Annotated in this window: 23 protein-coding genes; 15 read left to right on the forward strand and 8 right to left on the reverse strand. The window is 59.9% G+C overall.

Annotated features, from left to right (window positions below; all coding sequences use genetic code 11):
• The first annotated feature begins 65 nt into the window (after positions 1–65).
• The 3 genes from lon to IG168_RS15910 all read left to right on the forward strand — a co-directional run bounded on the left by lon (position 66) and on the right by IG168_RS15910 (position 5,018).
• Positions 66–2,474, forward strand: coding sequence for an endopeptidase La (lon, locus tag IG168_RS15900; protein ID WP_193165394.1), 2,409 nt, complete (start codon positions 66–68; stop codon positions 2,472–2,474).
• Between the two features lie 241 nt (positions 2,475–2,715).
• A complete protein-coding gene (locus IG168_RS15905) occupies positions 2,716–2,988 on the forward strand; it encodes an HU family DNA-binding protein (protein WP_193165395.1) in 273 nt (90 codons plus the stop codon).
• 149 nt (positions 2,989–3,137) lie between these two features.
• Positions 3,138–5,018: a SurA N-terminal domain-containing protein gene (locus IG168_RS15910; RefSeq protein WP_193165396.1), complete on the forward strand. Its 1,881-nt coding sequence runs from the start codon at positions 3,138–3,140 to the stop codon at positions 5,016–5,018.
• A gap of 120 nt (positions 5,019–5,138) precedes the next feature.
• Here IG168_RS15910 and IG168_RS15915 read toward each other — a convergent pair whose 3' ends face one another.
• Together IG168_RS15915 and gloB are read right to left on the reverse strand one after the other, a co-directional pair.
• Positions 5,139–6,692, reverse strand: a complete 1,554-nt coding sequence (locus IG168_RS15915) for a lytic transglycosylase (protein ID WP_193165398.1) — start codon at positions 6,690–6,692, stop codon at positions 5,139–5,141.
• A 193-nt stretch (positions 6,693–6,885) separates the two neighbouring features.
• On the reverse strand, positions 6,886–7,656 hold the full coding sequence (gene gloB, locus IG168_RS15920; RefSeq protein WP_193165400.1) for a hydroxyacylglutathione hydrolase: 771 nt from the start codon (positions 7,654–7,656) through the stop codon (positions 6,886–6,888).
• Between the two features lie 232 nt (positions 7,657–7,888).
• On the opposite strand from gloB, the gene IG168_RS15925 reads away from it, so the two are divergent.
• Genes IG168_RS15925 through dnaQ form a run of 3 tightly spaced genes read left to right on the forward strand, consistent with a single transcriptional unit; the run spans position 7,889 to position 9,910 of the window.
• Positions 7,889–8,677: a class I SAM-dependent methyltransferase gene (locus IG168_RS15925; RefSeq protein ID WP_193165402.1), complete on the forward strand. Its 789-nt coding sequence runs from the start codon at positions 7,889–7,891 to the stop codon at positions 8,675–8,677.
• 55 nt (positions 8,678–8,732) lie between these two features.
• Entirely contained in the window at positions 8,733–9,170 is a 438-nt protein-coding gene (rnhA, locus tag IG168_RS15930) for a ribonuclease HI (RefSeq protein ID WP_193165404.1), read from the forward strand.
• 11 nt (positions 9,171–9,181) lie between these two features.
• Positions 9,182–9,910 carry a DNA polymerase III subunit epsilon gene (gene dnaQ / locus IG168_RS15935; protein ID WP_193165406.1) on the forward strand — a complete coding sequence of 243 codons (729 nt, stop codon included), beginning with the start codon at positions 9,182–9,184 and terminating at the stop codon, positions 9,908–9,910.
• Positions 9,911–9,978: 68 nt separating this feature from the next.
• On the opposite strand, the gene nhaB is transcribed toward dnaQ, so the two are convergent.
• A complete protein-coding gene (nhaB, locus tag IG168_RS15940) occupies positions 9,979–11,517 on the reverse strand; it encodes a sodium/proton antiporter NhaB (protein ID WP_193165408.1) in 1,539 nt (512 codons plus the stop codon).
• A gap of 365 nt (positions 11,518–11,882) precedes the next feature.
• Between nhaB and IG168_RS15945 the strand changes: the two genes are divergently transcribed.
• The 7 genes from IG168_RS15945 (at position 11,883) to IG168_RS15975 (ending at position 19,489) form a co-directional block, all read left to right on the forward strand.
• Entirely contained in the window at positions 11,883–13,580 is a 1,698-nt protein-coding gene (locus IG168_RS15945) for a hypothetical protein (RefSeq protein ID WP_193165410.1), read from the forward strand.
• A 13-nt stretch (positions 13,581–13,593) separates the two neighbouring features.
• Entirely contained in the window at positions 13,594–14,403 is an 810-nt protein-coding gene (gene nudC / locus IG168_RS15950; protein WP_319024737.1) for an NAD(+) diphosphatase, read from the forward strand.
• Between the two features lie 42 nt (positions 14,404–14,445).
• Positions 14,446–15,096, forward strand: a complete 651-nt coding sequence (locus tag IG168_RS15955; protein ID WP_193165414.1) for a cation/multidrug efflux pump — start codon at positions 14,446–14,448, stop codon at positions 15,094–15,096.
• 57 nt (positions 15,097–15,153) lie between these two features.
• A complete protein-coding gene (gene sohB, locus IG168_RS15960) occupies positions 15,154–16,338 on the forward strand; it encodes a protease SohB (RefSeq protein WP_193165416.1) in 1,185 nt (394 codons plus the stop codon).
• A gap of 67 nt (positions 16,339–16,405) precedes the next feature.
• On the forward strand, positions 16,406–17,407 hold the full coding sequence (locus IG168_RS15965) for a YhdH/YhfP family quinone oxidoreductase (RefSeq protein WP_193165418.1): 1,002 nt from the start codon (positions 16,406–16,408) through the stop codon (positions 17,405–17,407).
• Between the two features lie 170 nt (positions 17,408–17,577).
• Positions 17,578–18,843, forward strand: a complete 1,266-nt coding sequence (locus IG168_RS15970; RefSeq protein WP_193165420.1) for a patatin-like phospholipase family protein — start codon at positions 17,578–17,580, stop codon at positions 18,841–18,843.
• Entirely contained in the window at positions 18,824–19,489 is a 666-nt protein-coding gene (locus IG168_RS15975; protein WP_193165422.1) for a DUF4919 domain-containing protein, read from the forward strand. Before IG168_RS15970 ends, IG168_RS15975 begins: the two co-directional genes overlap by 20 nt.
• 55 nt (positions 19,490–19,544) lie before the next feature.
• On the opposite strand, the gene IG168_RS15980 is transcribed toward IG168_RS15975, so the two are convergent.
• The 5 genes from IG168_RS15980 to IG168_RS16000 all read right to left on the reverse strand — a co-directional run bounded on the left by IG168_RS15980 (position 19,545) and on the right by IG168_RS16000 (position 24,971).
• Positions 19,545–21,767 (reverse strand): ATP-dependent helicase, encoded by a 2,223-nt coding sequence (locus IG168_RS15980; RefSeq protein WP_193165424.1) that lies wholly within the window; start codon positions 21,765–21,767, stop codon positions 19,545–19,547.
• A gap of 84 nt (positions 21,768–21,851) precedes the next feature.
• Positions 21,852–23,588, reverse strand: a complete 1,737-nt coding sequence (locus IG168_RS15985; RefSeq protein WP_193165426.1) for a SulP family inorganic anion transporter — start codon at positions 23,586–23,588, stop codon at positions 21,852–21,854.
• 173 nt (positions 23,589–23,761) lie between these two features.
• The gene (locus IG168_RS15990; RefSeq protein ID WP_193165428.1) at positions 23,762–24,208 is read right to left on the reverse strand and encodes a YeeE/YedE family protein; all 447 of its coding nucleotides are present in this window, start codon (positions 24,206–24,208) and stop codon (positions 23,762–23,764) included.
• Positions 24,209–24,212: 4 nt separating this feature from the next.
• Entirely contained in the window at positions 24,213–24,647 is a 435-nt protein-coding gene (locus IG168_RS15995; protein ID WP_193165430.1) for a YeeE/YedE family protein, read from the reverse strand.
• Positions 24,648–24,656: 9 nt separating this feature from the next.
• On the reverse strand, positions 24,657–24,971 hold the full coding sequence (locus IG168_RS16000; protein ID WP_193165432.1) for an ArsR/SmtB family transcription factor: 315 nt from the start codon (positions 24,969–24,971) through the stop codon (positions 24,657–24,659).
• 113 nt (positions 24,972–25,084) lie between these two features.
• On the opposite strand from IG168_RS16000, the gene IG168_RS16005 reads away from it, so the two are divergent.
• Both IG168_RS16005 and IG168_RS16010 read left to right on the forward strand, forming a co-directional pair.
• Positions 25,085–25,963 carry an MBL fold metallo-hydrolase gene (locus IG168_RS16005; RefSeq protein WP_193165434.1) on the forward strand — a complete coding sequence of 293 codons (879 nt, stop codon included), beginning with the start codon at positions 25,085–25,087 and terminating at the stop codon, positions 25,961–25,963.
• 33 nt (positions 25,964–25,996) lie between these two features.
• A complete protein-coding gene (locus IG168_RS16010) occupies positions 25,997–26,413 on the forward strand; it encodes a TIGR01244 family sulfur transferase (RefSeq protein WP_193165436.1) in 417 nt (138 codons plus the stop codon).
• The last annotated feature ends 43 nt before the right edge of the window (positions 26,414–26,456 follow it).

Genomic DNA, 26,456 nt, shown 5'->3' on the forward strand with positions numbered 1-26,456 from the left:
TAATCGTGAATTGCAGCTAGTTGTTGCCGCGCCAATACCCCAGTGATCGGGCCGAGAGGAGTTCTATGGATCAGCCATCCGACACCACAATTGAAGAATATCCACTGTTGCCGCTGCGTGACGTTGTCGTCTATCCGCACATGGTGATTCCGCTGTTTGTCGGCCGGGAAAAGTCCATCGATGCGCTGGAAGAGGCAATGCGCAACGACAAGCAGGTTCTATTGGTTGCACAGCGCAAGGCATCGGAAGACGATCCCGGTGCCGAAGATATTTACCGCGTGGGCACGGTCGCCAGCGTGTTGCAGTTGCTCAAGCTGCCAGACGGTACGGTAAAAGTGCTGGTAGAGGGCAATCGCCGCGTCAACATCACAGATGTCACCGAAGGCGATGGCCACTACCGGGCGGTCGTCGAACCGATGGAGACCGAAGAACTGCCCGAAGCCGAAGCCGAGGCGCTGGTACGCTCTGCCATGAGCCAGTTCGAACAGTATGTTTCGGTCAGCAAAAAGGTGCCCAATGAGGTGATGACATCTCTGTCGGGCATTGACGAGCCCGGTCGCCTTGCGGACACGATCGCCGCGCATATGTCGCTGGAGTTGCCGCAAAAGCAGGAGCTTCTTGAAACCGCGAGCGTGAAAGAGCGCCTGGAACATCTGCTTGGCCTGATGGATTCCGAGATTGACCTGATTCAGGTCGAGAAGCGTATCCGCGGCCGTGTCAAAAAGCAGATGGAAAAAAGCCAGCGCGAGTACTACCTGAATGAGCAGATGAAGGCCATTCAGAAAGAGCTGGGTGAAATTACCGAAGAGCCCAACGAAGTCGAGGAGCTCGAGAAAAAGATTGTCGAGTCCGGCATGAGCGCCGAGGCAGAAAAGAAAACCCGCGCGGAACTCGCCAAATTAAAAATGATGTCGCCGATGTCGGCGGAAGCCTCGGTACTGCGCAGCTATATCGACTGGATGCTGAGCGTGCCCTGGAAAAAAGCCAGCCGTGTGCGCCACGACCTGAAAAAAGCCGAGGAAATTCTCGATCAGGATCACTATGGCCTGGAAGAGGTAAAAGAGCGGATCCTCGAATACCTCGCGGTGCAGAAGCGGGTCAAGAAGGTGAAGGGCCCGATTCTTTGCCTGGTTGGGCCCCCCGGTGTCGGTAAGACGTCACTCGGCCAATCCGTGGCCCGTGCCACCAACCGCAAGTATGTGCGTATGGCGCTTGGCGGTGTGCGCGACGAGGCGGAAATTCGCGGCCACCGTCGTACCTATATCGGTTCGCTGCCGGGTAAACTGATTCAGAAAATTGCCAAAGTCGGTGTCAAAAATCCATTGTTCCTGCTCGATGAGGTGGACAAGATGGGGATGGACCACCGCGGCGATCCCGCCTCTGCGTTGCTCGAGGTGTTGGACCCGGAGCAGAATAAGTCCTTTAACGACCACTACCTGGAAGTCGATTACGATCTCTCCGACGTAATGTTCGTGTGTACTTCGAACTCCATGAATATTCCCGGCCCGCTACTGGACCGGATGGAAGTAATCCGCCTGCCGGGGTATACCGAAGACGAGAAAGTGAATATTGCCCAGCGCTACCTGGTGCCCAAGCAGCGCAAGGCGAACGGCCTGAAAGACAATGAGCTTTCCCTGTCCGACGATACCGTGCGCGATATCGTGCGTTACTACACCCGCGAAGCCGGTGTGCGCGGACTCGACCGGGAGATCGCCAAGATCAGCCGCAAGGTGGTTACCGAGCATGTGCGGAAGTCCACCAGCAGTAAAGCGGTGATTGAACCGAGTCAGCTCGAAGATTTGCTCGGCGTGCGTAAGTTTGATTTCGGTCGCGCCGAAGAGGAGAACAAAATCGGGCAGGTTACCGGTCTGGCGTGGACGGAAGTCGGCGGTGAGTTGTTGACAATCGAATCGTCGGCGGTGCCGGGCAAGGGTCGGGTGATCAAGACGGGTTCGCTTGGCGATGTCATGCAGGAGTCGATCCAGGCCGCGCTGACGGTAGTGCGGGCCAGGGCTCAATCCCTGGGAATCGCGCCGGACTTCCACGAGACTCGGGATATCCATATTCACGTTCCGGAAGGCGCAACCCCGAAAGACGGGCCCTCTGCGGGTATTGCCATGTGTACCGCACTGGCCTCGGTGCTGACCGGTATCCCGGTGCGCTCAGAGGTGGCAATGACCGGGGAAATCACCTTGCGTGGAGAAGTTTTGCGTATCGGTGGTCTAAAAGAGAAGTTGCTGGCGGCGCATCGCGGCGGTATCAAAACAGTCCTGATCCCTGCGGATAATGAGCGGGACCTGAAAGATATCCCCGATAACATCCTGCAGGATCTGGTAATCAAGCCTGTCAAATGGATTGATCAGGTGCTGGAGCTGGCGCTCGAACACAAACCTGAGTCCCTGTCGGACGAAGAGTATTCCGCGCTGCAAAAACAGGCGGAAGAGCGTTCGCAGCGTTCAGTGCGTACGCATTGATCAGATTGGGCGACACTGCCTGGTGTCGCCGGCTAAAAAATAATCTGTCAGCGGTGAAAGCTGCTGCAGATTTGTCCAACTGCCCGGAAACCCGCATGGTTCCTTGACCCACTACCGGGCAGTTGGTATAAAACGGGGCTTATTGACCGGCGCAAAAATTGCCGGCGATTGATGGCTCGAACACAATGGCGCCCCGCAGGGAGCGCCAGAAACATACTAGAAAAGAACAGAGGGATTAAGCGTGAATAAGTCCGAACTGATTGAAGCGATTGCCGCATCTGCAGACATTCCGAAAGCAGCAGCCGGCCGTGCTCTGGACGCTATGGTAGACAGCATCACTGGTGCCCTGAAAAAAGGTGATCAAGTTGCTCTGGTAGGTTTCGGTACTTTCGCCGTTAAAGAGCGTGCAGCCCGCACCGGCCGCAACCCGCGCACCGGCGATCCGATTGAAATCGCTGCGGCGAAAATCCCGAACTTCAAGGCCGGCAAAGCCCTGAAAGACGCGGTAAATTAAGAAGCCTCGTATTTCAGCCGAAGCTTCAAAGAGGCGTATCACTCGGATGCGCCTTTTTTGTATCTGACGCAGGGTCGCCTGTTGAATGTTTTGCATTGGCGACAACACACAACCATAAAATTTTTTAGAGTTAACTTTCGGAGCTGAGCATGCTTCAGTCCATGCGCGATAACCTTAAGGGTACTGCGGCCATTATCGTCGCTGCCCTGTTTGGTTTCATAATGGTCATTGGGGGAATCAACTTTTTCTCCGGTGCAAGCGGCGGAGCCGCCGACAAGGTGGCCGAGGTAAATGGCGAAAAAATTACGAACCTGGATCTGCAGCGTGCAATCCAGAATCGCCGCAACATGATCATGAACCAGTTTGGTGACCAGGCGCCCGCCGACCTGCTCACTGACGAGAAGCTCCGCGAGCCCGTACTGCAGCAATTGGTCACCAGCTCCGTGATGCGCCAGGCTGCGCAGGACAGTGGCATGGTGATGAGCCCCGCTGCCGTCGATCGGGAAATCGTGCAGATTCCGGGCTTTCAGGTCGATGGCAAGTTCGACCCACAGCTGTATCGGGATGGCCTGCGTCGGCTGGGATACAGCGCGGCCGGCTTCCGCCAGACGATGGAGCGCGACCTGGTGCTGCAGCAGTACGCCGACAGTGTGACTGACAGCGCCTTTACAACCCGTGCCGCTGCGGACAAGGTCGTGGCAATGTCCATGGAAGAGCGGGATTTCGATTATGCCCTGTTGCCGGTCAACGGCCTGCTGGACGAAGTGAGTGTCAGCGACAGCGAAGTCCAGGACTATTACGACAAGCACCAGGATGATTTCCAGCGTCCGGAGCAGGTGGCGATTGAATATATCGACCTGAAGCCGAGCCTGTTCGCCAAAAATATCGATATTTCTGAAGAGGATGTCCGCGCCCAATTCGAGCAGGAAAAGTCGAGTTTCCAGGCGAAAACCCGTCGACATGCGGCGCACATCCTGATTGAAGGCGACGACCAGAAGAAAATTGCCGAGGTGCAGAGCAAGCTGGCTGCGGGTGAAGACTTTGCGCAACTGGCAAAGACCTATTCCGATGACCTGGGTTCCCGCGACGAAGGTGGTGATCTGGGCTTCACGGCCGGCGATGTTTTCCCGGAAGCTTTCGAGAAGGCGCTCGCGGGCTTGAAGGTGGGAGAGGTCTCCGGGCCGGTGACCACCGATGCGGGCACGCACTTTATCAAGCTGCTCGAGGTAGAGGATAGCAAGGCCCCAACCTTCGAAGAGCGCAAAGCCGAAATCAAAGAGCAGTTGCAGAATGCCGAGGCAGAGCGGGAGTTCGTCGGTGCGCTGAGCCGCCTGGCCGACCTGGCCTATAACGCTGATTCCCTGAGCGGACCGGCCGAGGAGCTCGGGGTGCCGGTACAGACAACCGGACTGTTCAGTCGTGAAGGGGGGGCAGGTATCGCTGCCAATGACAAGGTTGTGGCTGCGGCCTTTTCGCCCGAGGTGATGCTCGATGGCAACACGTCGGATGTTTTGAATCTCAGCAGTGATGAAGCGGTGGTGTTGCGCGTTACCCAGCACAAGGATTCCGGTACCTACCCGTTGGAAGAGGTGCGGGAGAAAATCGTCACGCGCCTGAAGCGTGATAAAGCCAGCGCGCAGTTGGCCGTCAAAGCGCAGGCGCTGCAGAAGCAGCTGGAAGACGGCGGCGATTTTGCTGAGCTGGCGAAAGAGCAGGGACTGACGCTGGAGACCAGCGACAATACCCGCCGCGGTGGTTTCGGTGAACGCGGAGAAATCATCGAGCATGCTTTTGCGATGGCCTCACCGGCATCCGGCGGCAGTACTTTCGGCACCTTTGCCACCGATGAAGGCAACCAGGTGGTGCTCAAGCTGCGCGCGGTGCGTCCCGGTGATCTGTCCCGCCAGAGTAGTGAGCAACGCGCTGCGCTGCTGCAGCAGCTGGCCACAATGGACGGCAGGGCCGAGTTGGCGGCGGTGCAGAAGTACCTCACCGACGAGGCAAAGATCGAATTTAGCAGCAGCAAGTAATGCGTAGTAGGTAGTGCAGGATGGGCGGGAGTGAATTGCTCCCTCCCTCCAGGCAATAAAAAAACCCGGCTTTTGCCGGGTTTTTTATTGCCTGGAGGCCAGGTTTGCGATGCTAGTCGATCAGCTGCTGGCGGCGCTGTCGACAAACAGCGTCAGGCGCTGACCCGGCTGCAGGTACGTGGATTTGTTGATCTGGTTCCAGCGCAGAATATCGCTGATTTCCAGGCTGAACTTGCTGGCAATCCGGTAGAGCGAGTCGCCATTGCGCACGCGGTAGGACAGCTTGCGGGTGGTGCGACTGTCGCTTCCGCTGCCGGCGTAGGCCACCAGCTTGTTGCCCGGGCGCAGGGTGTCGCCGGGCGCCATGCTGTTCCAGCGGGCCAGGTCGCGTACGCTGACCTTGAGGTCGCGGGAAATACCCCACAGCGTGTCGCCGGGGCGCACGGTGTAATTGATCTTGTTCCCGTTACCGGAGGAGCGGCTGCGCTTGACGCGCTGATCCAGCGCATACGCATACTGCGAAGCCGGCACTGAGGCATTCGGGATCAGCAATGTCTGTCCGGCGCGAATCGAGTTGCCGCGCAGTTTGTTGCTGTCGCGAATGGCGACCACTGTTGTTTCGTAGCGACGGGCAATGGTGGACAGGGTATCGCCGCGACGGATCTTGTAGCGCTGCCAGCTGACGCGCTGGTCTTTGGGCAGTTTGCTCAGCGCAGTCACGAACGAATCGCGCTTATCGACCGGAATCAGCAGGTTGTGGCTGCCATTGGGGTCGGTTGCCCAGCGGTTAAAGCCGGGGTTGAGCAGGTAGAGTTCTTTGATATCCACATCGGCCATGTCGGCGGCCTGGGCCAGGTCTATCTGGCTGCCCACGTCGACGGTTGCGTAATAGGGTTTGTTCGCAACATCGAAAAGCGGGACGTGATAGTAGTCAGGGCGGGAAACCACCTCGGCCAGCGCCAGCAATTGCGGCACGTAGCGCTTGGTCTCGCGCGGCAGCTTCAGGTCCCAGAAGGTGGTGCCTAGCCCCCTGCGCTTGTTGCGCTCGATCGAGCGTCTGACAGTGCCTTCACCGGCGTTGTAAGCCGCCAGGGCGAGCTCCCAGTCGCCGTCGAAGCGTTCTGACAGATAGGAGAAGTACTTGATCGCGGCGCGGGTGGATTCGTCCACATCGCGGCGGCCGTCGTACCACCAGTTTTCGTCGAGCCCAAAGTGGCGGGCAGTGGCCGGGATAAACTGCCACATACCGGAGGCGCGCGCGTGAGAATAGGCAAAGGGATCGTAGGCGCTCTCGACAATCGGTAGCAGCGCCAGCTCTGCGGGCAGGTTGGCTTCGTCGAGCAGTTCGGCAACGTGGAAAATGTAGCGGCGCGAACGCTCTGTCACCCGCGACATATAGGCCTCATTGCGGGAGAAGTAGGCGACGTAGTCCTCGACGGCCGGCTGATCGACGTGACGATCGAGGCGGAAGCCGCGGCGCAGCCTGTCCCAGATATCTACCGGGGGTTGAGCCCGCTCCGCGGGACTGGGATGCGCCGCGGCTGAGTTGAGTGTGTTACCGGGTTGAGTGGCCTTTATAGCCGAATCGTCTGGCGCCGTGCCTTTGCCGGGCATCTGCGCACAGGCCCCCACAGCCGCTGCCATGATGGCAACGGCAAGTTTTTTGTGAACCATGCTGGTATCCGCGAGTCGTTCTTTTCCCATCGGAGCTCAAGGCACTGATATTTCGTATTAAACCTGAGCTTCTCGTTCTAATTGTCTGATTCTAAAGAGCGAGATTGGTTTCGGTCAATGCAAATTGGCTAGATTTCGTTCAAAAATGTCGTCGCTGACCCCGCGAAAATGCATTGACAGGCATCCGTGCTGGTTAAAAATTGTCCTTCCACTGCCGCAGGCGGGCAAATACTTCCACTTCATCTGCGCTGTCCATCCCGGCCTGGCCCGCGGCACGACGGGCCACAGCTGGAATATGGCAGCGCATGAAGGGGTTGGTGGCGAGTTCAGCGCCAATAGTCGAGGGCAGGGTGATTTTGTCGTCAGCACGTAGTGCCTGTACTTCCGCAAGGCGATTGGTTACCGCCACGTTGCCCGGCTCGGCCGCCGCGGCGAATCGCAGGTTGGCGAGCGTGTATTCATGGGCGCAGTAAACCCGGGTTTCCGGTGGCAGGCTTCCGAGCTTGGACAGCGATGCGTGCATCTGCGCCGGCGTTCCCTCAAACAGTCGGCCGCAGCCCGCTGCAAACAGGGTGTCGCCACAGAACAAGTGCAGCTTTTCGCCCTGATCTGTGGGCTCCCGGAGAAGTAGGGCCAGGTGATCGAGTGTGTGGCCGGGAACATCCATTACCTCGAGCGGGAGGCCGAGTATTTCGAGGCGGTCGCCGGACTGCAGTGGCTGGGTCACGCCATCGATGGAGCCGGGGCCCAGTACCGGGCACTGGTAGCGTGCGCGCAGCGCGGCGATTCCCCCGGTGTGGTCGAGGTGGTGATGGGTTATCAGGATGCCATCGAGCGACTCGCCCGCCAGAGTTTCGATGACTGGGGCGGCATCGCCGGGATCCACGACCCAGTGTTCCCCTCCGCGGGTCAGGTGCCAGATATAGTTGTCGCTGAATGCTGGAATCGGGTTAATAGAGAGCATTTTCGCGGCCCGTTAATCGTGAAGCAGTAACGATACCATAAGCTAATAATGGAAACGGGACAGTGACATTCGGCCGTCAAACCCGATAATGGGTGGGAGGCACAGGAGCGATCCTGAATGGAGTGGTGGAAGTATTGTTGCGTCACTTCTGCTCATATGAAAACAGGAGTGTTTTCCTGTAGATTTTGAGAGGATTCTGTTTCCACGGAAAACCGTTCGTCCGGGAGAAGCTATGGCAAACAAGTCAATTTGGAGCCGGCAGGGGGAAATCCCGACCCTGGCAGATTCCTGCCAGGCGCTTTCCCACTGGTTTTCCAGTCAGCTGGGGCAGGAGATACTGACTCAGCAGCTGGCGCTGGCCCAGCCGTTGGTAGAAAGGCTCTTCGGCTATCACCTGATGCAGGCCGGGGTCACCAGCGCAGTCGACTTTGGCGCATGCAGTCGTATCAATCACCGCTTTCGCCTCAGTGCCTGTGGCGGGCAGCAGGGTGCAGCGGTGGTAGAGTTCGAGCAGTTGCCCCTGCCATCGGAATCCATCGATGTGGTGGTCCTTCACCACTTGCTGGATTTCTCCAGTCATCCCCACCAGGTATTGCGGGAGGCCGCCCGGGTCATGATTCCCGGTGGCCATATGGTGCTGATCGGTTTTAACCCCTTCTCCCTGCTGGGGCTGTCGCGTTTATTGTTCTCCGGTGGTGCCCACCAGCGCGGTAACCAGCTCCGCGCGGCTCGAGTGGCGGACTGGATGAATCTGCTCGACCTCCAGGCGGGTACGATCGAGCGGGGGTTCTTCCGGCTGCCGCTGCAGCAGCGCGAACTGCTTGCCAAGACTACCTGGATGGAGCGAACCGGCGCCCGCTGGCGCTTGCCATGGGGGGGCTTTTACATCATAGTCGCGCGCAAAGAAGTGGCGCGTATGCGCACAATCAAGCTGGATTGGCGCGGCGACCGTAAGGCCGCGCTGACCGCGGTACCTTCGAGTCCGCGGGTTGCTGCTCGTCAGCGCCATCAAAAACGCTAATTAAAAGCAACCAGCGCATCGCGCGAGCGGTGCGCCATCAATACAAGCATTCACATTGAAAGAAGTCACGATTTATACCGACGGCGCCTGCCGCGGAAATCCCGGACCGGGAGGCTGGGGCGCATTACTGGTACACGGCGACAGAGAGCGTGAGCTCTGTGGCGGCGAAGCGCACACCACAAATAATCGCATGGAGCTTATGGCGGCGATCAAGGCACTCGGCGCGCTCAATCAGCACTGCCGGGTTGATCTGCACACGGATTCCCAGTACCTGCGTCAGGGAATCACCAGCTGGATCCACAACTGGAAAAAGAACGGCTGGAAAACCTCCAACAAGAAGCCGGTCAAGAATGCCGACCTGTGGCGCGCGCTGGACGAGAGTATCGGTGAACACGACGTTCACTGGCACTGGGTCAAGGGGCACGCCGGACATCCGGGCAATGAAAGGGCAGATCAACTGGCCAATCGCGGCATCGATGAGCTGAAGAGCTAGGGGAGCAGAATATGCGCCAGGTCGTACTGGATACCGAAACCACGGGCCTCGACCCGAAATCCGGGCACCGCATCATCGAGATCGGCTGTGTGGAGCTGGTCAACCGCAAGCTCACTGGACGGCACTACCATCAGTACATCAATCCCGAGCGGGAAGTGGACGATGGGGCCATCGAAGTCCACGGGATCACCAATGAGTTCCTGCAGGACAAGCCGGTATTTGCGCAGGTCGCCGATGAATTCATGACGTTTTGCGAGGGCGCCGAGCTTGTGATTCACAACGCGCCCTTCGACGTCGGCTTTATCAATTGGGAGCTCAAGTTACTTGGCAGTCCGCGCTGGCAGAATGTCGCCGCGCACTGCAGCGTGCTCGATACGCTGGCACTGGCGAGGGAGAAGCACCCGGGGCAGAAAAACAACCTGGATGCGCTGTGCAAGCGCTACTTCGTCGACAACTCCCAGCGCGATTTGCACGGGGCCTTGCTCGATGCGGAGATCCTTGCAGACGTCTATCTGTTGATGACTGGTGGCCAGACGGATCTGGCCCTGGCTCAGGGCGGGGATCAGCAATCTGGTGACGGTGAAGAAGGAACGCAGCGCGATATGGCGCCCGGTGCGATACGGCGTCTTACCGCCGAGCGATCACCACTCAGTGTTGTCGCTGCCAGCGCGCAGGAAGTCGAAGCGCATCAGGAAATGCTGGCGCTGCTGGAAAAGTCGGCCGGCAAGCATTTCTGGTAAGGCTTGTGTTTCGAACAAAAAAAAAGCGGGCCATTGGCCCGCTTTTTTTTTGTGCGCCGCAATAGGTGTCAGCTGAGCAGGAAGATTACCGAGCCCAGCGCGACCAGACTTAGTACCAGCGTGTAGGGCAGGGCCATCATCACCATCCGGCCATAGGATAGGCGAATCAGTGGTGCCAGTGCCGAAGTCAGCAGGAACAGGAAAGCGGCCTGTCCATTGGGGGTTGCCACACTGGGCAGGTTGGTGCCGGTATTGATGGCGACGGCCAGCTGGTCGAAGTGGGACCGGGTAATCTCCCCTGCTGCGAGTGCGGCTTTCACTTCGTTGATGTACACGGTGGCCACAAACACATTGTCACTGATCATCGACAGGAGGCCGTTGGCGAGAAACAGCATGCCCGGCTGGTGTTCCGCTTCGAGTCCGAGGACGAAGTGTGTCACCGGTTCGAACAGATGCTGCTGGTGGATTACGGCAACAATGGCGAAGAACACGACAAGCAGTGCGGTGAACGGCAGGGCTTCTTCAAATGCGTGGCCGATGCGGGCCTCCTGCACCACGCCGTTGAAGGCCGTCAGCAGAACAATTACCAGCAGGCCGATAATGCCCACTTCCGCAACGTGGAAGGCGAGGGCCAGCACAAGAATAACCGCCACAATACCCTGCACCCAGAGTTCGGCGACCTCTTTAGTGGTGCGCTTTTGTTCCTGCTCGGCGGAAAAATTCTGCAGTACCTCGCGCACTGCATTGGGCAGCTTGGCGCCATAGCCAAAGACCCCGGTTTTTTCCAGCAGAACACAGGTGAGCAGTCCGGAGAAGAGTGCGGGCATGGTGACCGGGGCCATGTTGTGGAAAAATTCCATAAACTCCCAGCCCGCCTTTTCCGCAATCAACAGGTTCTGCGGTTCGCCCACCAGAGTGCACACGCCGCCCAGCGCGGTGCCCACGGCACCGTGCATGATCAGGCTGCGCAGGAAGGAGCGAAATTGGTCCAGGTCCTCGCGGTGATACTCCACCACATGGTCATCATTGTTATGGTCGTGATCGTGCTGGTGGTGTGGACGGTTACTCGCCACCCGGTGGTACACGGAATAAAAGCCGACGGACACGGCAATCAGTACCGCGGTGACCGTCAGTGCGTCCAGGAACGCCGACAGTACGGCGGCGACACCGCAAAACAGCAGGGACAACAGCGTTTTTGACCGCACGCCAATCAGGATTTTGGTGAAGACAAACAACAACAGATTCTTCATGAAGTAGATGCCGGCCACCATGAACATCAGCAGCAGGATTACCTCGAAGCTTTCGACAATCTCGTGATACACCGCATCGGTGCTGGTCATGCCAAGTAGTACTGCCTCAACGGCCAGCAGTCCACCGGGCTGCAGCGGGTAGCACTTGAGGGCCATTGCCAGGGTAAAAATGAATTCGGCAATGAGCACCCAGCCCGTTATAAAAGGTCCGAAGGTGAAAAGCAGCAGGGGATTGACGATAAGAAACAACGCAATGGTGAGCTTGTACCAGTCGGGAGCCTCGCCCAGAAAGTTATCGGTTAAGGCCCGACCGAAGCCACTGCCAGAAGCCGTAAGTGCATTATTGTAAGTATTCATTATTTACTTCCTTTGTTAGCCGGTGGCCCGCTGTGGGCCGTAACCAGCATATGGGCGCCACCATCTGTGGGTAGCTGCCCGTATTGGTACCGCTGCCACTGGCAGTCCGCCGCGGCACAGCTTCTCTCGGAGAGCCGTGCGGAGCTGTCATACCTGTACCGAACGCTACCCAGTTTCCGGGAAAATTCAAGTGGTTTTACCAGTCTCCCCGGGCGTTGTGCCGTTTTGTCGATTGTTCGATGGAAATTGTCCTCCCAAAGGTGGACTCTTGGCGGGTTTGGTATAAATTGCCCCCTAACTCGTTCAATCTGCTCTTGTTTGCTCGAGTTTTGTACAAGATCAATAAGAGTCCAGCGGTGTAAGCAGTGACTGAATTGCGCGATATCAATCTTACTTCTATCAATGTGGTCAAAAATGAGCTGGTGGTGGCCGTAGATGCCGCCGCGGCGCATCTCGACCATTTTGCGGCGGATAACAGTAACAAGCAGGCGCTGGAACAGTGCCTGGCTGCGGTGCGCCAGGTAAGTGGTGTGCTGCAGATGGTGCAGTTGCACGCGGGAGAGTTGCTGGCCCAGGAGTTGCTTGCGGCACTGGCGGACCTGCAAGAGGGGCGTCAGGAGCCCGCCGGCGAAGTGATGGAAGGGCTCGGAACAGGCTTCTATGTACTGACCCGCTATGTCGATTTCGTCCAGAATCGCGGCATGTCCCGGCCCGAGCTGCTGATTCCTTATATTAACAACCTGCGCGCTGCCCGATCCCAGCCACCGGTGCCCGAGAGCCACTTTTTCCACTGTCGCCTCGACGCGAGCCTACCCGGTGGCGTCTCGGCGTCGATGATGTCCGAGGACCTGTCCAGTTTTGTGCGGCGATTCCGCCATATGTACCAGGTCGGCCTGTTGGCGCTGTTGCAGGGCAAACCGTGTAAACCGGCGTACACGATGATGGCGCGTGCATTGCAGCGCATAGCCAGTATTTCCGCCGGCCGCCCAAATGGCCGGCTCTGGGCGGTGGCCGGCGCTGCGCTGGGCGGTATGGCATCGAAAGAGATGCATATCAACCGCTCGCGGGTCATGGTATTCAGCATGTTTGACCGCCGCCTTCGCGCGCTGCAAAAGCAGGGGGATGCGGCCCTGGATCAGCCGGCGCCGCCGGTTCTGTTGAAGGAGTGCCTCTACTGGCTGGCCCTGTCAGCCCCGAGTGGGCAGGGGGCACGGATGCTGGAAGCATTCTCCGCGGCCAAACTGGGATACAGCGAGGCGGAACTGGAGCGCGAGCGGGCGAGCCTGGGCGGACCGGGTGCCACCGCAATCAGTGCCGTGGCCGGCGCGCTGGACGAAGAGCTCTCCGGTGTGCGGCGCATGCTCGACGACGTGGAGACCATCGGCGTCTCCGGATTTGACGAGGAGGGCGGCCTGACCGGTACCCTGCTGCGCATCGCCAGCACCCTGGCGCTGCTCAATTTCCGCCGTGTCGGGGAGGGCCTGCGCAACGCGGTGGAGGAATATCGCAGCAGTGCCGGTGCCGGCGGCGGTGTCGCGGAAGCCGCGCTGCAGAAACTGACCAGCCAGGTATTGATGGTGGACAGCACCATTCGTGCCCTGCGTCAGAGTTCCAGTATCGACGTCGACGAATACGGACACGCGGACCTGGCGCTGGAGCACAGTCAGCTGGCAGAGGCCGAAGTGGCAGTGCTCAAGGAGGCGGAAGCGGGATTGTCGTTGATCAAGCGTGCACTGGCCTCCTACGCCGAATCGGAATTTGATCACGGCCATATCCGCAATGTTTCGACCACGCTCAACTCGGTGCGCGGCGGGCTCGTGGTGCTCAATCTGCGCCGTGCGGCTGCCGTGGTTGAGCGTCTGGTAGATTTTGTCGAGGCGGTGATGGATCAGCACGAGGCCGCCCCGGCTATCGAGCAGTCACTCGAAGTCTTTGCGGATGCCATTATCAGTCTCGAATACTACCTCGGGGAGGTAAAACTGCACCGCAAGGCCGACGTGCAGTCACTGAACCTGGCCGTAGAGAGTCTCGATGCCCTTGGCTACCCCGTCGAGGTCGCCTGATTCGGAGGTGCGCGTGAGCGATCTGTTTGTACCCGCCGGCATAGTGCGGCCGGCACCGGCTTTTCGGCGGCATATCGTGGTGGCGGAAGGCCAGTTGCTCTGCCGCGGCGCAAGCTTTCTGCACGCCGACTTGCCACTGGCGGACAAAGATCTGTCTGCCAGTCACTTTCTCGGTGAGCTGGAGGGCGAAACCTGTGGTGTGCATCTGATTTCGCGGCAATGGGATATTGCCGGTTACGAGTGGCGCGGTCTGCGCTCGCTGCTCGGCGAGGTCGATGAGCATCTTTTTTCCCTGGCTGGACGTGCGATGCAGGTGGTCAACTGGGATTGTGATCACCGGTTTTGCGGCCGCTGCGGTAGTGCCACCGAATATCACGAGCGGGATCGCGCCCGCGTCTGTTCCCGCTGCCAACTGGCGGTATATCCGCGCATTTCCCCCTGTGTCATCATGTTGGTGACTCGCGGCGAGGAGTGTCTGCTCGCGCGACATGCCCATCATCGCCACGGCCTGCACACCGCGCTGGCCGGTTTTATCGAACCGGGCGAGACGGCCGAGCAGGCCCTGGTGCGTGAAGTCCGCGAGGAAGTTGGTCTGGAAGTCGGGGCCTGCCGCTATATGGGCAGCCAGTCCTGGCCGTTTCCCGGGCAGCTGATGCTGGGGTATCTGGCCGAATGGGCGGGCGGCGACCTGGCCCCGGATCTCGAGGAAATCGCCGAGGCGCACTGGTACCATTTCAGTGACTTGCCCGCGATACCGCCGGCGCAGACACTGTCCGGACAACTGATCCGGACGTTTGCCAGCGAAAATAACAACCGCCAGTGACCCGGCCAGGGCCGGGCCGCGCAAACGGAGCTCAATATAGCCATGTATATCGCCATTACCTTCCTGATCGCCCTGGTTGCCCTGCTGCTGGTGTTCTGGGGCGGCCGGGTACTGATTAACGGCAGCTGGTTGCTGGGATTTATTCGCGGTGCCGTCGGCCTGGCTTTGCTCGGCGCTGCGCTGATGATCGTACTGGTCGCCGCGGACGTATACAGCTACCGCAACCTGGCCAAAGAACACAGCGTGGGAACGGTTTCCTTCCGCAAGATCGGAGACCAGCGCTATGAAGCCAAATTCTCCGATGAGGACGGACTCGCCCAGCGCTTTGAGCTGCAGGGGGACCAATGGCAACTGGACGCACGGATGTTGAAGTGGAAGGGGCCGTTGGCGCGCTGGGGAATACAGCCCGCGTACCGCCTGGACCGGCTCAGCGGCCGCTACCTGACGCTGCAGGATGAGCGCACCAAAGAGCGCACGGTTCACCAGCTGGACGGCAGTAATTACGGCGTCGATGTATGGCAGACACTGCGCGGAATCGACAACAAGCTACCCTTTGTCGACGCCGTTTACGGCAGTGCGACTTTTCTGCCGATGGAAGACGGTGCCGTCTATGAAGTGCGCATCACCCACAGCGGCCTGCTGGCCCGACCGCTCAACAAGCAGGCCACATCGGCGCTCAACGAGTGGCAATAATCCCCGAAAAGCACAGGGATGTTTTTCTTGATCTTTCGATAGCGAATTGGAGTTGTAGTGGAATTTCTTATTGAGTACGGCCTGTTCCTCGCCAAGGTGGTGACCATCGTGGTGGCGTTGCTGGTCATCGTGGGTTTTATCGTGGCCAATCGGGAGCATCTCAAAGAGCGTGTGCAGGGACACATCAGCGTGAGCAGCCTCAATGACCGCTACGAGCAGATGAAAGAAACCCTGCTCGAAGCGGTGATGGATAAGCACGAGTTTGCGCATCGCGCGAAGCAGCAGGCGAAGGAAAAGAAAGCGCAGAACAAGGCACTGCTGAAAAAACAGAAGGCGGAACAGAAAAAGAAACCGCGGGAAAAAGTGCAGCACAGTGGGCTCGAAAGCACGGAGACAACGCTGCCTGAGCAGGGTGAGGCGGATGCCGAGGCCGGCGAACAGCACAGCCGCACGGTCGTCAAAGAGAAGCCTGAGGGCGAACGCCGTCGCCTGTTTGTGTTGCACTTCGATGGCGATATCAAGGCCAGTGCGTTGGCGCACCTGCGCGAAGAGGTAACCGCAGTGTTGCAGGTGGCCGAGCCCGGCGACGAGGTCGTGGTCTGCCTGGAAAGCCCGGGCGGCATGGTGGCAAATTACGGATTGGCGGCCAGCCAACTGGCGCGGGTTCGCAGTGCCGGTATCCAGCTGACGATTGCCGTCGACAAGGTCGCGGCCAGCGGTGGTTACATGATGGCCTGCGTCGCCGATCGCATTCTCGCCGCGCCCTTCGCAATGCTGGGCTCCATCGGTGTGCTGGCTCAGCTGCCGAATTTCAATCGCCTGTTAAAGCGTCACGATGTAGATTTCGAGTTGTTCACCGCCGGTGAATACAAGCGCACCGTCACCATGTTTGGCGAAAACACGGCTGAGGGCAAAGAGAAATTCCAGAGCGATCTGGATGAGATACATGCGCTGTTCCAGCACTTTGTCGGTGAATACCGGCCGCAGCTGGATGTGGCCAAAGTCGCTACCGGCGAGGTCTGGTTCGGACAGCGGGCGCTGGATCTCGGTTTGGTTGACGAAATCAAGACATCCGATGAGTACCTGACCGGGTGTGCGAAGAGCGCAGACCTGTATCAGGTGGAATACAAAGAAAAGACCAATATTGCCAAGAAATTTGGTCTGGCCGCGCAGGCCGGCGTAGAGTCCGCCGTGTCGCGGTTGTTCTCGCGCCTGGAAGCCTGGCGCCACCAGGCCCAGTAATGGCGCAATAGTGGGATTGCCGGATTGTGTCGCCGAGACACGCCCGGCAGCAATCGGAACCTGAGCCATGGATGATACTTTTCGCGCAATGCGGGTCGAGGAAGTGGCCGCCGGAAAATACGATCAGCAGATCGAGCTGCGGCGCCTGCGCGACCTGCCGGACAATCCGCTGCTGCTGGCGGTTTCGCACTCGTCGTTGAATTACAAGGATGCGCTGTCGGCATTCGGCAATCGCGCCATCACCCGAGAGTATCCGCATACGCCGGGAATCGACGCGGTCGGCGAAGTGGTCGAAGACAAGAGTGGCACCTTTGAACCCGGCACTCAGCTGCTGGTGACCGGGTACGATCTGGGCATGAACACCCCGGGGGGGCTCGCCGAGCGCATTGCGATCCCCGAGACCTGGGCGCTGCCGCTACCAAGCGGGCTGTCGGCGCGGGAATCGATGATTCTCGGTACCGCGGGACTCACCGCGGGGCTCTGCGTGGAAAAACTGCTGGAGGCCGGGGCCAAACCCGAAGATGGCGAGGTGCTGGTCACCGGTGCCACCGGCGGTGTCGGTTCTATTGCCGTGGCTCTGTTGGCGCATCTCGGGTTCCGCGTCGCGGCGGTGACCGGCAAGCTGGAATCGGCGGAATTTCTCACTGATCTCGGTGCTTGGAAAGTACTGGATCGGGAGACGCTGGCGCCCTTCGCCAGCAAGGCCATGGTTAAACCGCTGTGGGCCTGGGCGGTGGATACCGTCGGCGGCGAGACGCTGTTCAATGTCATCAAGTCACTGGCCTATGGCGGCGGGGTCGCCGCCTGCGGCATGGCATCCGGTGCCCAATTTCAGGCCAATGTGTTTCCGTTTATCCTGCGCGGAATCAGCCTGCTCGGTGTCGACAGTGTCGAGCTGCCGATCGAGAAAAAAGCCGTAGTGTGGGAGAAGTTGGCCGGGGACTGGTATATCGGTGAACAGCTCGACCGTATCGCCGAAGATATCTCCCTCGAACAGGCGCCGGAATTTCTCGCACGACTGCACCGGGGGCACGGTATCGGTCGCTATGTCGTGGATATGGCGCTCTGATCGGCACCGGCCGGGAAATCAGTGACCAAAATCTCGATTGGGTCAAATTGCTGCGCAGTCGGCCTGCTATGCTAAATAGCCCGAATTATAATGGGGCGCGGAAGTGTAGTTGCCCGAAAGCCCATACGGCCGGGGCATTATCCGTGGCTTGCCGGTATTGGTAGAACAAATTGTCCGTTAAGAAAGAACTCCCCAAACTCACCCACCAGTCCAGTGCCCTGGTCCTGTCCGGCGGCGGCGCGCGCGCGGCCTACCAGGCCGGTGTACTGAAGGCGCTGGCGGAGCTGACTCCGGACACCAACCCCAACCCCTTCCAGATCATCTGCGGCACTTCCGCTGGCGCGGTCAATGCGCTGCTGCTGGCCTCGCATACGGGTACCTTCAAGGAAGCGGTCGCGCGCCTGTGCGATCTGTGGATGGGCCTTACGGTGGACCAGATCTACCGCAGCAGCTGGCGCAGCCTGTTCGGCAACCTGTTCCACATCACTCGCTCTCTGTTCCACCACGGGGTGGGGCGCCGGCGTCCGCTGGCACTACTCGACAATACGCCGCTGCGCGAGCTGGTCGAGGAGGTGATCCATTTTGACAATGTCCGCTCGAATATCGAAGAGGGTCGCCTGCGCGCCGTTTGCGTCAATGCGATGTCCTACAGTGCCGGCGAATCGGTCAGTTTCTTCCAGGGCACAGACGACCTGCGCGAGTGGCGGCGTTTTCGCCGCTTCGGCGTGCGCTCGGAACTGACTGCAGATCACCTGATGGCCTCTGCGGCGATTCCGACGCTGTTCTCCACGGTCAAGATTGGCGACGAGTACTTTGGCGATGGCGCTGTGCGCCAGCTGGCACCGATCAGTCCCGCGCTGCACCTCGGTGCCAACCGCGTGTTTGTCGTGGGGGTCTCGGATAATCGCTCCCCGGTACACTGGGGCAAAAAGCGTAGCAAGGCACCGAAACACTCACCGTCCATCGCGCAAATTGCCGGTCAGCTGTTCAATGCCGCATTCATCGACAGTCTCGAAGGGGACCTGGAGCACCTGGATCGCGTCAACCTGCTGCTGGATTCTGTCGCCCATGACCGGCTGGGAGATCTGTCGCCGCTGCGACCGGTCGAATCCGCGGTCATTGAGCCGTCGCAGAGTCTCGACCGACTGGCTGGTCGCAAGGTGCGCTACCTGCCGCCGGCACTGCGCTGGCTGTTCCGCTCCACGGGTGCGACCACGTCCGGTGGAGGGGCCTCAGCGGCAAGTTACCTGTTATTTGAGAAACCATTTCTGGGTGAGTTGATCGAATTAGGATATCAGGACGCGATGTGGGAGCAGAATAAGCTGCGGGAGTTCCTCCAGCCCCACCCGATCCCGGAAGAGACCGAACGGCGCGGCCTGTTCGGTATCAAAGTCAAACCTCAAACGGAAGCAGCCAATGGCAATACGCAATCGTAAATTTTCTCGCGGGCTGGTCCTGCTGGCGCTGGCCGCAGTCGGCACCGCCTGTAGCGGGCCGGGTGTCCAGCCGGGAAGCCCGGTGCAGCAGAGCGAGTACCAGCGCCTGGTGGCGGAGGCCAAGCAGCTCTCTTTTACACTGGATTTTGACCAGCTGCGCCGCGCCTATGTGGCATCGCCGCAGTACAATCCCAATGGCGGCGACAAACTGAGTGGGTTGTCAGATGCGTATGACGCCGTAGAGCGGGGCGAGTTTGACCAGTGTCTCAGCGATATCGATACGGTGTTGGCACAGAATTATATGAGCCTCGAGGCACATATGATTGGCGTGGTGTGCAGTGCGCGCAGTGGCAAGCTGGAGGGTGAGGACCGGCACCGCTATATGGTGGACGGGCTGATGGCATCAATTGAACAAAGCGGTGATGGCCGCACCCAGGACAGCGCCTACCGGACCATCAGCACGTCGGAACTGCGCGGTTTCCTGCGCCTCAAGGGGTTGCAAGTTCTGGATCAGTCGATCGTTTACGACAAGAAGGGTATCTACGACAAGATGCAGGTTCGCGATCCCGAGTCCGGTAAGGAATATCCGCTGTATTTCAACGTGAGCCAGCAGTTTGCGCGCGCCGCCGATGTGGCTGAAGAGTAACGCGGATCGCTAATTGCCGGGGCCGGAACCCGGGAGCGGTGCAGGCCGCCCCGGGCTAAATTAGAAACTGTGCCACTTTTTCCCAGTCAAAGCGCCGGGTCTGCCGGTCGCTGAACAGTATTTCCACACGCCCATCTTCCCATTTGATCACGCGCCCGTAGCCCAGTTTACGGTGACGGATGCCGTCGCCGAGAGCGGGTTTGCGCAGTGGTGCGCGGGGAGCGTCGATTTCCGGTTGGTAGCTACAAGCCTCCAGGTAAAGCAGTGCCTGGCGCGTGATCGGAACCTGGCTGCGCAGGGTCGATGGCCGATCGCGCAGGGCGTCGCCGACAATCCCGCACAGCGGCAGCTGCATTTCCTCGAGAAACAGTGACGGTTGTTGCTGGTCATCACCCGCCGCTGGGCTGGCGGCGACTTCCGGTGCCAGCAGGTAGAGCTTCTGGCGCGGGCGGGTCATGGCCACATACATCAGGCGGCGTTCGCTCTCCACCGACGCCGGTGCGGAGAAATCCCGCTGCGGTTGATAGGGCATGTTGTGCTGGGTCAGGGACGGGATGATGACCTGGTCCCACTCCAGGCCCTTGGCCTGGTGCATTGTCGTGATCTGTACCGCGTCAGCGGCACTCTGCTCGCCTTCCCGGTGTTGCCGCTGCAGTTCCTGCAGATGCGCCAGGGCTTCCACCGGGCGCTGTTTCAGGCGGTCGAGGTACTGGCAGAAGGCCAGAATCGTCTGCTGGCGTTCCTCTCCCTGCTGGCGGGTGAAGCTGTCGTCGCCGATACCGGTGAGGTAATCCAGCTCGCCCAGCTGGCGCCGCAGCAGTTCGCCGGCCAGGCCCCGCCAGTTTTCCATCTCCGTCAATAATTCCGCGCGCTGGCGCAGTCGCTTCACCTGCGGCTTGCTCAGTGTGTCGGGTATCAGGGCCATCAGGTTTTTGCCCCATCCGCTTTCCAGTCCGGCCAGTTCCGCACACAGGGGTTCCAGCTGCCGTCGGGCGATGCGGATATGCGGGGCCGTCAGCCATTCGTAGAGTCCCTGCTGGCGGCGTTTGGCCGGCAGCTCTGCGAAGCGGCCCGAGGCAACATTGAGGCTCCAGAACAGTGGGCGCAACTCGCGCCGCGACAGCACCGTGTTGCGGCTGCCGGAACGGTAGGGGATGTTCGCCGCCAGCAGTGCCAGTTCGATGGGGGCGGCCACGGACCAGAGGCGTACGAGGATGGCGACCTGGTCGAGTGGTTGCTCCTGTTGCTGTAGTCGCCGCAGCTGATCCACCAGCCAGCGGGTTTCCTTGGCGGTCTGTACCAGCTCGATTTCCGTATGCCGTTCGTCGTCGGCGGAGACGCAGAAAATTTCCGCGCGCTCGCGGTTGTTTTCGATAAAGTGATTGGCTGCGAGCGAAAGCTTGTGGCCGTAGCGGAAAGTGCGGCTCAACTGATAGACATTTGACGGAGGGAAATCGCCGTCGAAAAGGCGTAGCAGATAAGCGGGTTTGGAGCCCCGCCATTCGTAGATGGTCTGGTCCGGATCACCGATCGCAATGACATTGCCGGACTTGCCGTAGAGCACGCGCAGCAGGAAGTGCTGTACCTCGTTGATATCCTGGTATTCATCCACGAGGATATCTTCGTAATGGCTGCCGTACTGCTCGGCAATGCCCGGCTCCAGGCTCAGCAGAATGGCCGGGTCGTAAATCAGGTCCGCGTAAGTCACCGCACTCTGGTCGCGCCGCCACTCCTCAAACTTGCGTAACACCTTCAGAAAATAAATGTATTCATCGCCGAGCTTGAGTTCCTGGAAGGCACTCAGGTCGCCGCCGAGCATCGTCTTGGTGTAGTCGATAAAAAACTCTACCGCCTCGATTTCCGACTGTTTACGCGCGCGGATATCTTCGAGTTCCGCCCGGGGTGCACAGGCCTCGATCGCTTTCCATATCTGTAGTTGCACCGTGGACTGGGGCAGGGGGGTGAGATTGGCCGGCGCCAGGTGCCGGTTGGCAATCATGCGCTGGTAGAGGCGGTAGCCGAGACTGTGAAAGGTATGTACGGCGGGCGCGGGACCATCCACCAGCGGTTGCAGGCGCCGTTCGAAATCCTCGCGGGCGCTGCGGTTGTACATCAGCACCAGCATCCGGTCGCTGGGAACGCCAGATTGCAGGCGGTTGCGGACATAGTGCAGCAGGGCAGTGGTCTTGCCGGAACCGGCCACGGCGATGATCTTGGCGTGGCCGCCGGGGTGGTCGGCGATGGCCTGCTGTTCTTCCGTTAGCGCGCTCGCGTGCATGATACCGCCTGCCCAAATACTGGATATTTTGCCAGTATTCGGCAATCGTGTACAAGTGGCTAATCGGGGGTGGGGGTTATCGTTTTAGGCGCTCTCGGCCAGCGGATCCTCGCCACCAACATTGCCGTGGCGCAATGCCAATTCGGCAATATAGGAAGACAGGAACACGCGCCCGCTCAATTCCTCCAGCAGGTGTGAGCGCCCCAGGCGGTCGAGCACTGGGCCTTTCACCTCGGACAGGTGCAGGCGGATTTTTCGCCCGCGCAGATCGCGGTTGACCTGCTGCAGCCGCTCGAGCGCGGTGCCGTCGATACGACTGACCGACGACAGGATCATCACCAGCTCTCGGGTGTCCGGATGGCGCTTCAGCTCGCTCAGCAATCGCTCTTCCACGGCGCTGATATTGCTGAAGAACAGGCTCTCGTCGATACGCAGGAACAGAATACCCGGCTGGGTCTCCACCGTGTGCCGCAGCACATTGCGGAAGTGCTCGGTACCGGGCACGCGTCCCACCACGGCAATATGGGGGCGGCTGCTGCGCCAGATTAGTGTGGCGAAGGATAGGCCGATACCCAGGCCGATACCTGCCTCGACGCCGAACAGCAGTACTCCGAGAAAGGTGCCGGCCATGGCGGTAGCGTCGGTGCGGTCGTAGCGCCAGTTGTGCAGAAAACCACGCAGGTCCACGAGGCTGGCGGAAGCGACGATGATGGTGGCCGCCAGCACGCTCAGGGGCAGTGCTGCAAACAGGCCGGTAATAAACAGCAGCACAAGAGCCATTAGTGCCGCAGTAATCACTCCGCTCAGTGGCGACATGGCACCGCCTTCATCGTTGATGGCGGTGCGGGCAAAGCTTCCGGTGACTGCAAAACCACCGGATAGCGCGCTGAGCAGATTGGCTGCCCCCAGCCCGCGCAATTCTGCGTCCGCATTCAGGCGTTCGCCGCGGCGCAGTGCGATGGCGTGGGCGATGGAGAGGCTTTCGACAAAGCCCAGCAGGGCAATGATCAGCGCCGGTAATGACAGTCGGTAAATCAGGTTCCAGTCCAGTGGCGGCAGCTGCATTTTCGGCAGCCCGGCGGGAATGGGGCCGACCACGGCCATCTGACGTTCCCAGTGAAAAATTTCCGTCAGCGCAATGGCCAGCAGTACTACCAACATTGGCGCCAGGCGCGCCAGCAAATTCGCCATGTGTTCACCGAGCCCCAACTTGTGCAGTAGCGGCGCCAGGGTGAGCTTGGCCGTCACCAGTATCAGCACTGCGCCAAGGCCTACTGCTGCAGTCTGCGGCGCTATTGCCGGCAGGTGTTCAACGGTGCTGATAAACAGTTGCAGGGCGGTGTGGCCGTCACTGCCGATCCCCAGCAGCGGGCTGAGCTGGCCGACGATGATCAGGATGGCGGCGCCGGATACAAAGCCGTGGATGACCGGGTGGCTGAGAAGGTTGGCGAGCGCGCCGAGCCTCAGCATGCCCATGATCACCAGGAAGATACCGCTCAGGGCCGCGAGCAGGATCGCACCAACGATATATTCCGCGCTGCCGGGTGCGGCTATCGGCGCCAGTGCCGATGCGGTCATCAGAGCCAGAATGGCGACGGGGCCCACCGACAGTACCGGGCTGGAACCGAACAGCGCATAACCCAGCAGCGGCAGCAGGCTGGCGTAGAGACCGATATGGGGAGGCAGGCCCGCCAGTGCCGCGTAGGCGAGGGCCTGTGGCACCAGCATCATGGTGGCAACCAGGGCGGCGATTGCATCACCCGCCAGCCAGTGGCGCTGATAGCCCTCTAACCAATGGGGAATGAATTTGCTCAGTCGCATGGCTGCAATTATTCCATGATCGCGGCGCCCGCTCACAGCGGCTTTGAAAAGATAGTCGGGTTTTGAGGCCCTTTCCGTTGCGGGTGGGCTCTATCGAAAAGCGGTTGGGTGAGGGTGTACAGAAGAGCGCGATCGGCAACCCGGGTTGCCGATCGCGATTGGAGCTTTGGAAATTAACTCTGGGCGCCGCTCTGGGTCGTTTGCGCGCGGCGCTGGGTGAGCTGGAACAGGATCATTCCCACCAGCATTGCCACAGTGAAAATCAGGGCCTTGGGCTCGCCTGCACCGGTGGCAACCACCGCCGGGCCGGGGCAGAAGCCGGCCAGTCCCCAGCCCATGCCAAACAACAGGCTGCCGACAACCAGGGGGCGATCGATATCGCGCCGTGTCGGCATCTGAATCTGGTCGCCAAGCAGGGTGCGGCCGCGACGTCCGGCGATAAAGAACACCGGCAGGCCCACGGCAATGGCGCCGCCCATCACCAGTGCCAGGGATGGATCCCAGGCGCCGAGCAGGTCGAGGAAGCCCAGTACTTTCTCGGGGTTGGCCATACCGGACAACAGCAGCCCGAGGCCGAACAGCAGGCCGGAAACCAGGGCGGTAACAGTGGTTTTGTTCATTGGTTCAGGCTCCCAGCAAATGGCGGACGACAAACACGGTGATAAAACCCGCGGCCATAAAGGTCAGTGTGGCGACCAGCGAGCGCGGTGAAAGGCGCGACAGACCACAGACCCCATGGCCGCTGGTGCAGCCGGAACCGTAGCGGGTGCCGATGCCGACCAGCAGGCCGGCGGCGACCAGCACCGGATAGCCGGCGTCGATGTGGATTGGCGGCAGGGCGTGAACCAGCATCCACAGAGCCGGACCGACCAGCAGCCCGATAGTGAATGCCAGGCGCCAGGCGGTCTCGCCCGGTGCGCGAAACAGCAGTCCGCCGAGAATGCCGGAGATGCCGGCGATGCGGCCATTCAGCAACAGCAGCACGGCGGTTGCCAGGCCGATCAGGGCCCCGCCGGCGAGGGCGGTGTAGGGGGTAAATGCATTCCAGTCGATGGTCATTTGGGGTCGTTACTCCGCACAGTACAGTTGGTAAAGGGTCTGCAGCAGGGCCAGTACGCGTTGGTCTGCCACACGATAGTAGATGTTCTTGCCCTCGCGACGCGTGGCCACCAGGCCCTCGCGGCGCAGCACGCCGAGCTGCTGTGACAGGCTTGGCTGCCGGATATCCAGTCGCGTCTCCAGCTCACTGACACAGAGTTCTTCCTGGCTCAGCTGGCACAGCAGCAGCAACCGGTCGGGATTGCCGAGAGAGCGCAGCATCATCGACGCGTCGCCGGCCGAGGCGCGCATCTTGTCGAGGCTGATCTCAGTTGTGTCGGGCATGGTGTCCTCACTATGAGGTTAATTTACTCAAATACATTATATTGATTTATATATTGTTAGCAAGTATATTGTTGCTGAACAGATTTTTAGGAATAGATAGGAGAGAGCCTGCGATGTCAGCCAACAAGCCTATTGCCCATGTGCAGCCCTTCCTGGATCGGGATACCGAGACTTGGAGTTATGTGGTCTACGACCACGCGGGCGGTACTGCTGCGGTGATCGATGCAGTACTCAATTTTGATGCCGCTTCCGGACACACCTCGACCGAGGGGGCCGAGGCCATCATTGAGTTCCTGCATGGGGAAAACCTGTCGGTGGAGTGGGTTCTCGAGACCCACGCCCACGCCGATCACCTCTCGGCGGCGCCGTTCATCCGCGAGCAGGTCGGCGGCAAGATTGCCATTGGCGACCATATCCGCCAGGTGCAGACGATCTTCCGCGATGTGTTCAACCTGGAAAAAGAGTTCCTGGTTGACGGCAGTCAGTTCGATCACCTGTTCCACGACGGTGATACCTTCAAGATCGGTGATCTGGAAGCACAGGTCATTTACGCCCCGGGCCACACACCGGCGGATATGGCCTGGCTGATCGGCGACGCCCTGTTTGTCGGTGACACGCTGTTTATGCCCGATGTGGGCAGCGCGCGCTGCGACTTCCCGGGCGGAGATGCCTCCACCCTGTACCGTTCGGCGCAGAAGCTGCTGGCGCTACCGGAGGACACGCGCATGTTCATGTGCCACGACTATCCGCCCAACGGCGAGCGCGAACACCTGTGTGAGACCTCCGTGGGTGAGCAGAAACGCAGCAATATCCATTTGCACGAAGGCGTGAGTGAGGCAGATTTCGTCGAGATGCGCAGCAAGCGCGATGCCACCCTGGCGATGCCGCGGCTGATCATTCCGTCAGTCCAGGTCAATGTCCGCGCCGGGCAGATGCCGCCGGCGGAAGACAACGGAACCGTTTACCTGAAAGTGCCGATTAACAAACTGTAATTGGCGCCGCCTGGCGGCGCCTGCGAGGTAACAATGAACCGTAAACAACTGGATCAACAGGTCAGTGTCTCGGAGCAGCTCAGCTGCGAGGCGATTGCTTTGCTGGCTGATGCCGGCATTGAGGTACTTGTATGTAATCGCCCTGAAGGCGAGACAGAAGACCAGCCGTCCAATGCCGAAATGCAGACCGCGGCGGCGGAGCACGGCCTGGAATTTGTCGCAATCCCGTTTCCGAGTGGGCAGATGACGCCGGAACACTGCCGGCAGTTCGCCGAACTTTTGGCGGGAGGAAAGCAGGTGCACGCCTACTGTCGCACCGGCAACCGCTCCAGCAACCTGTGGGCAGGGGCGCGCGCTCTCTCCGGCGCAGACAAGAAAGTTCTGCTGCAAAGTGCCCGCACGGCGGGTTTTGACGTGAGCGGCGTAGTGGCCGCGTTTGCTGCAGAGTAACTGTGCGATAGGCACAGGCATCCCTGAAAGCCATAGCGAACCG

The sequence above is a fragment of the Microbulbifer hainanensis genome, from assembly GCF_014904735.1.
Classification (GTDB): Bacteria; Pseudomonadota; Gammaproteobacteria; order Pseudomonadales; family Cellvibrionaceae; genus Microbulbifer; species Microbulbifer hainanensis.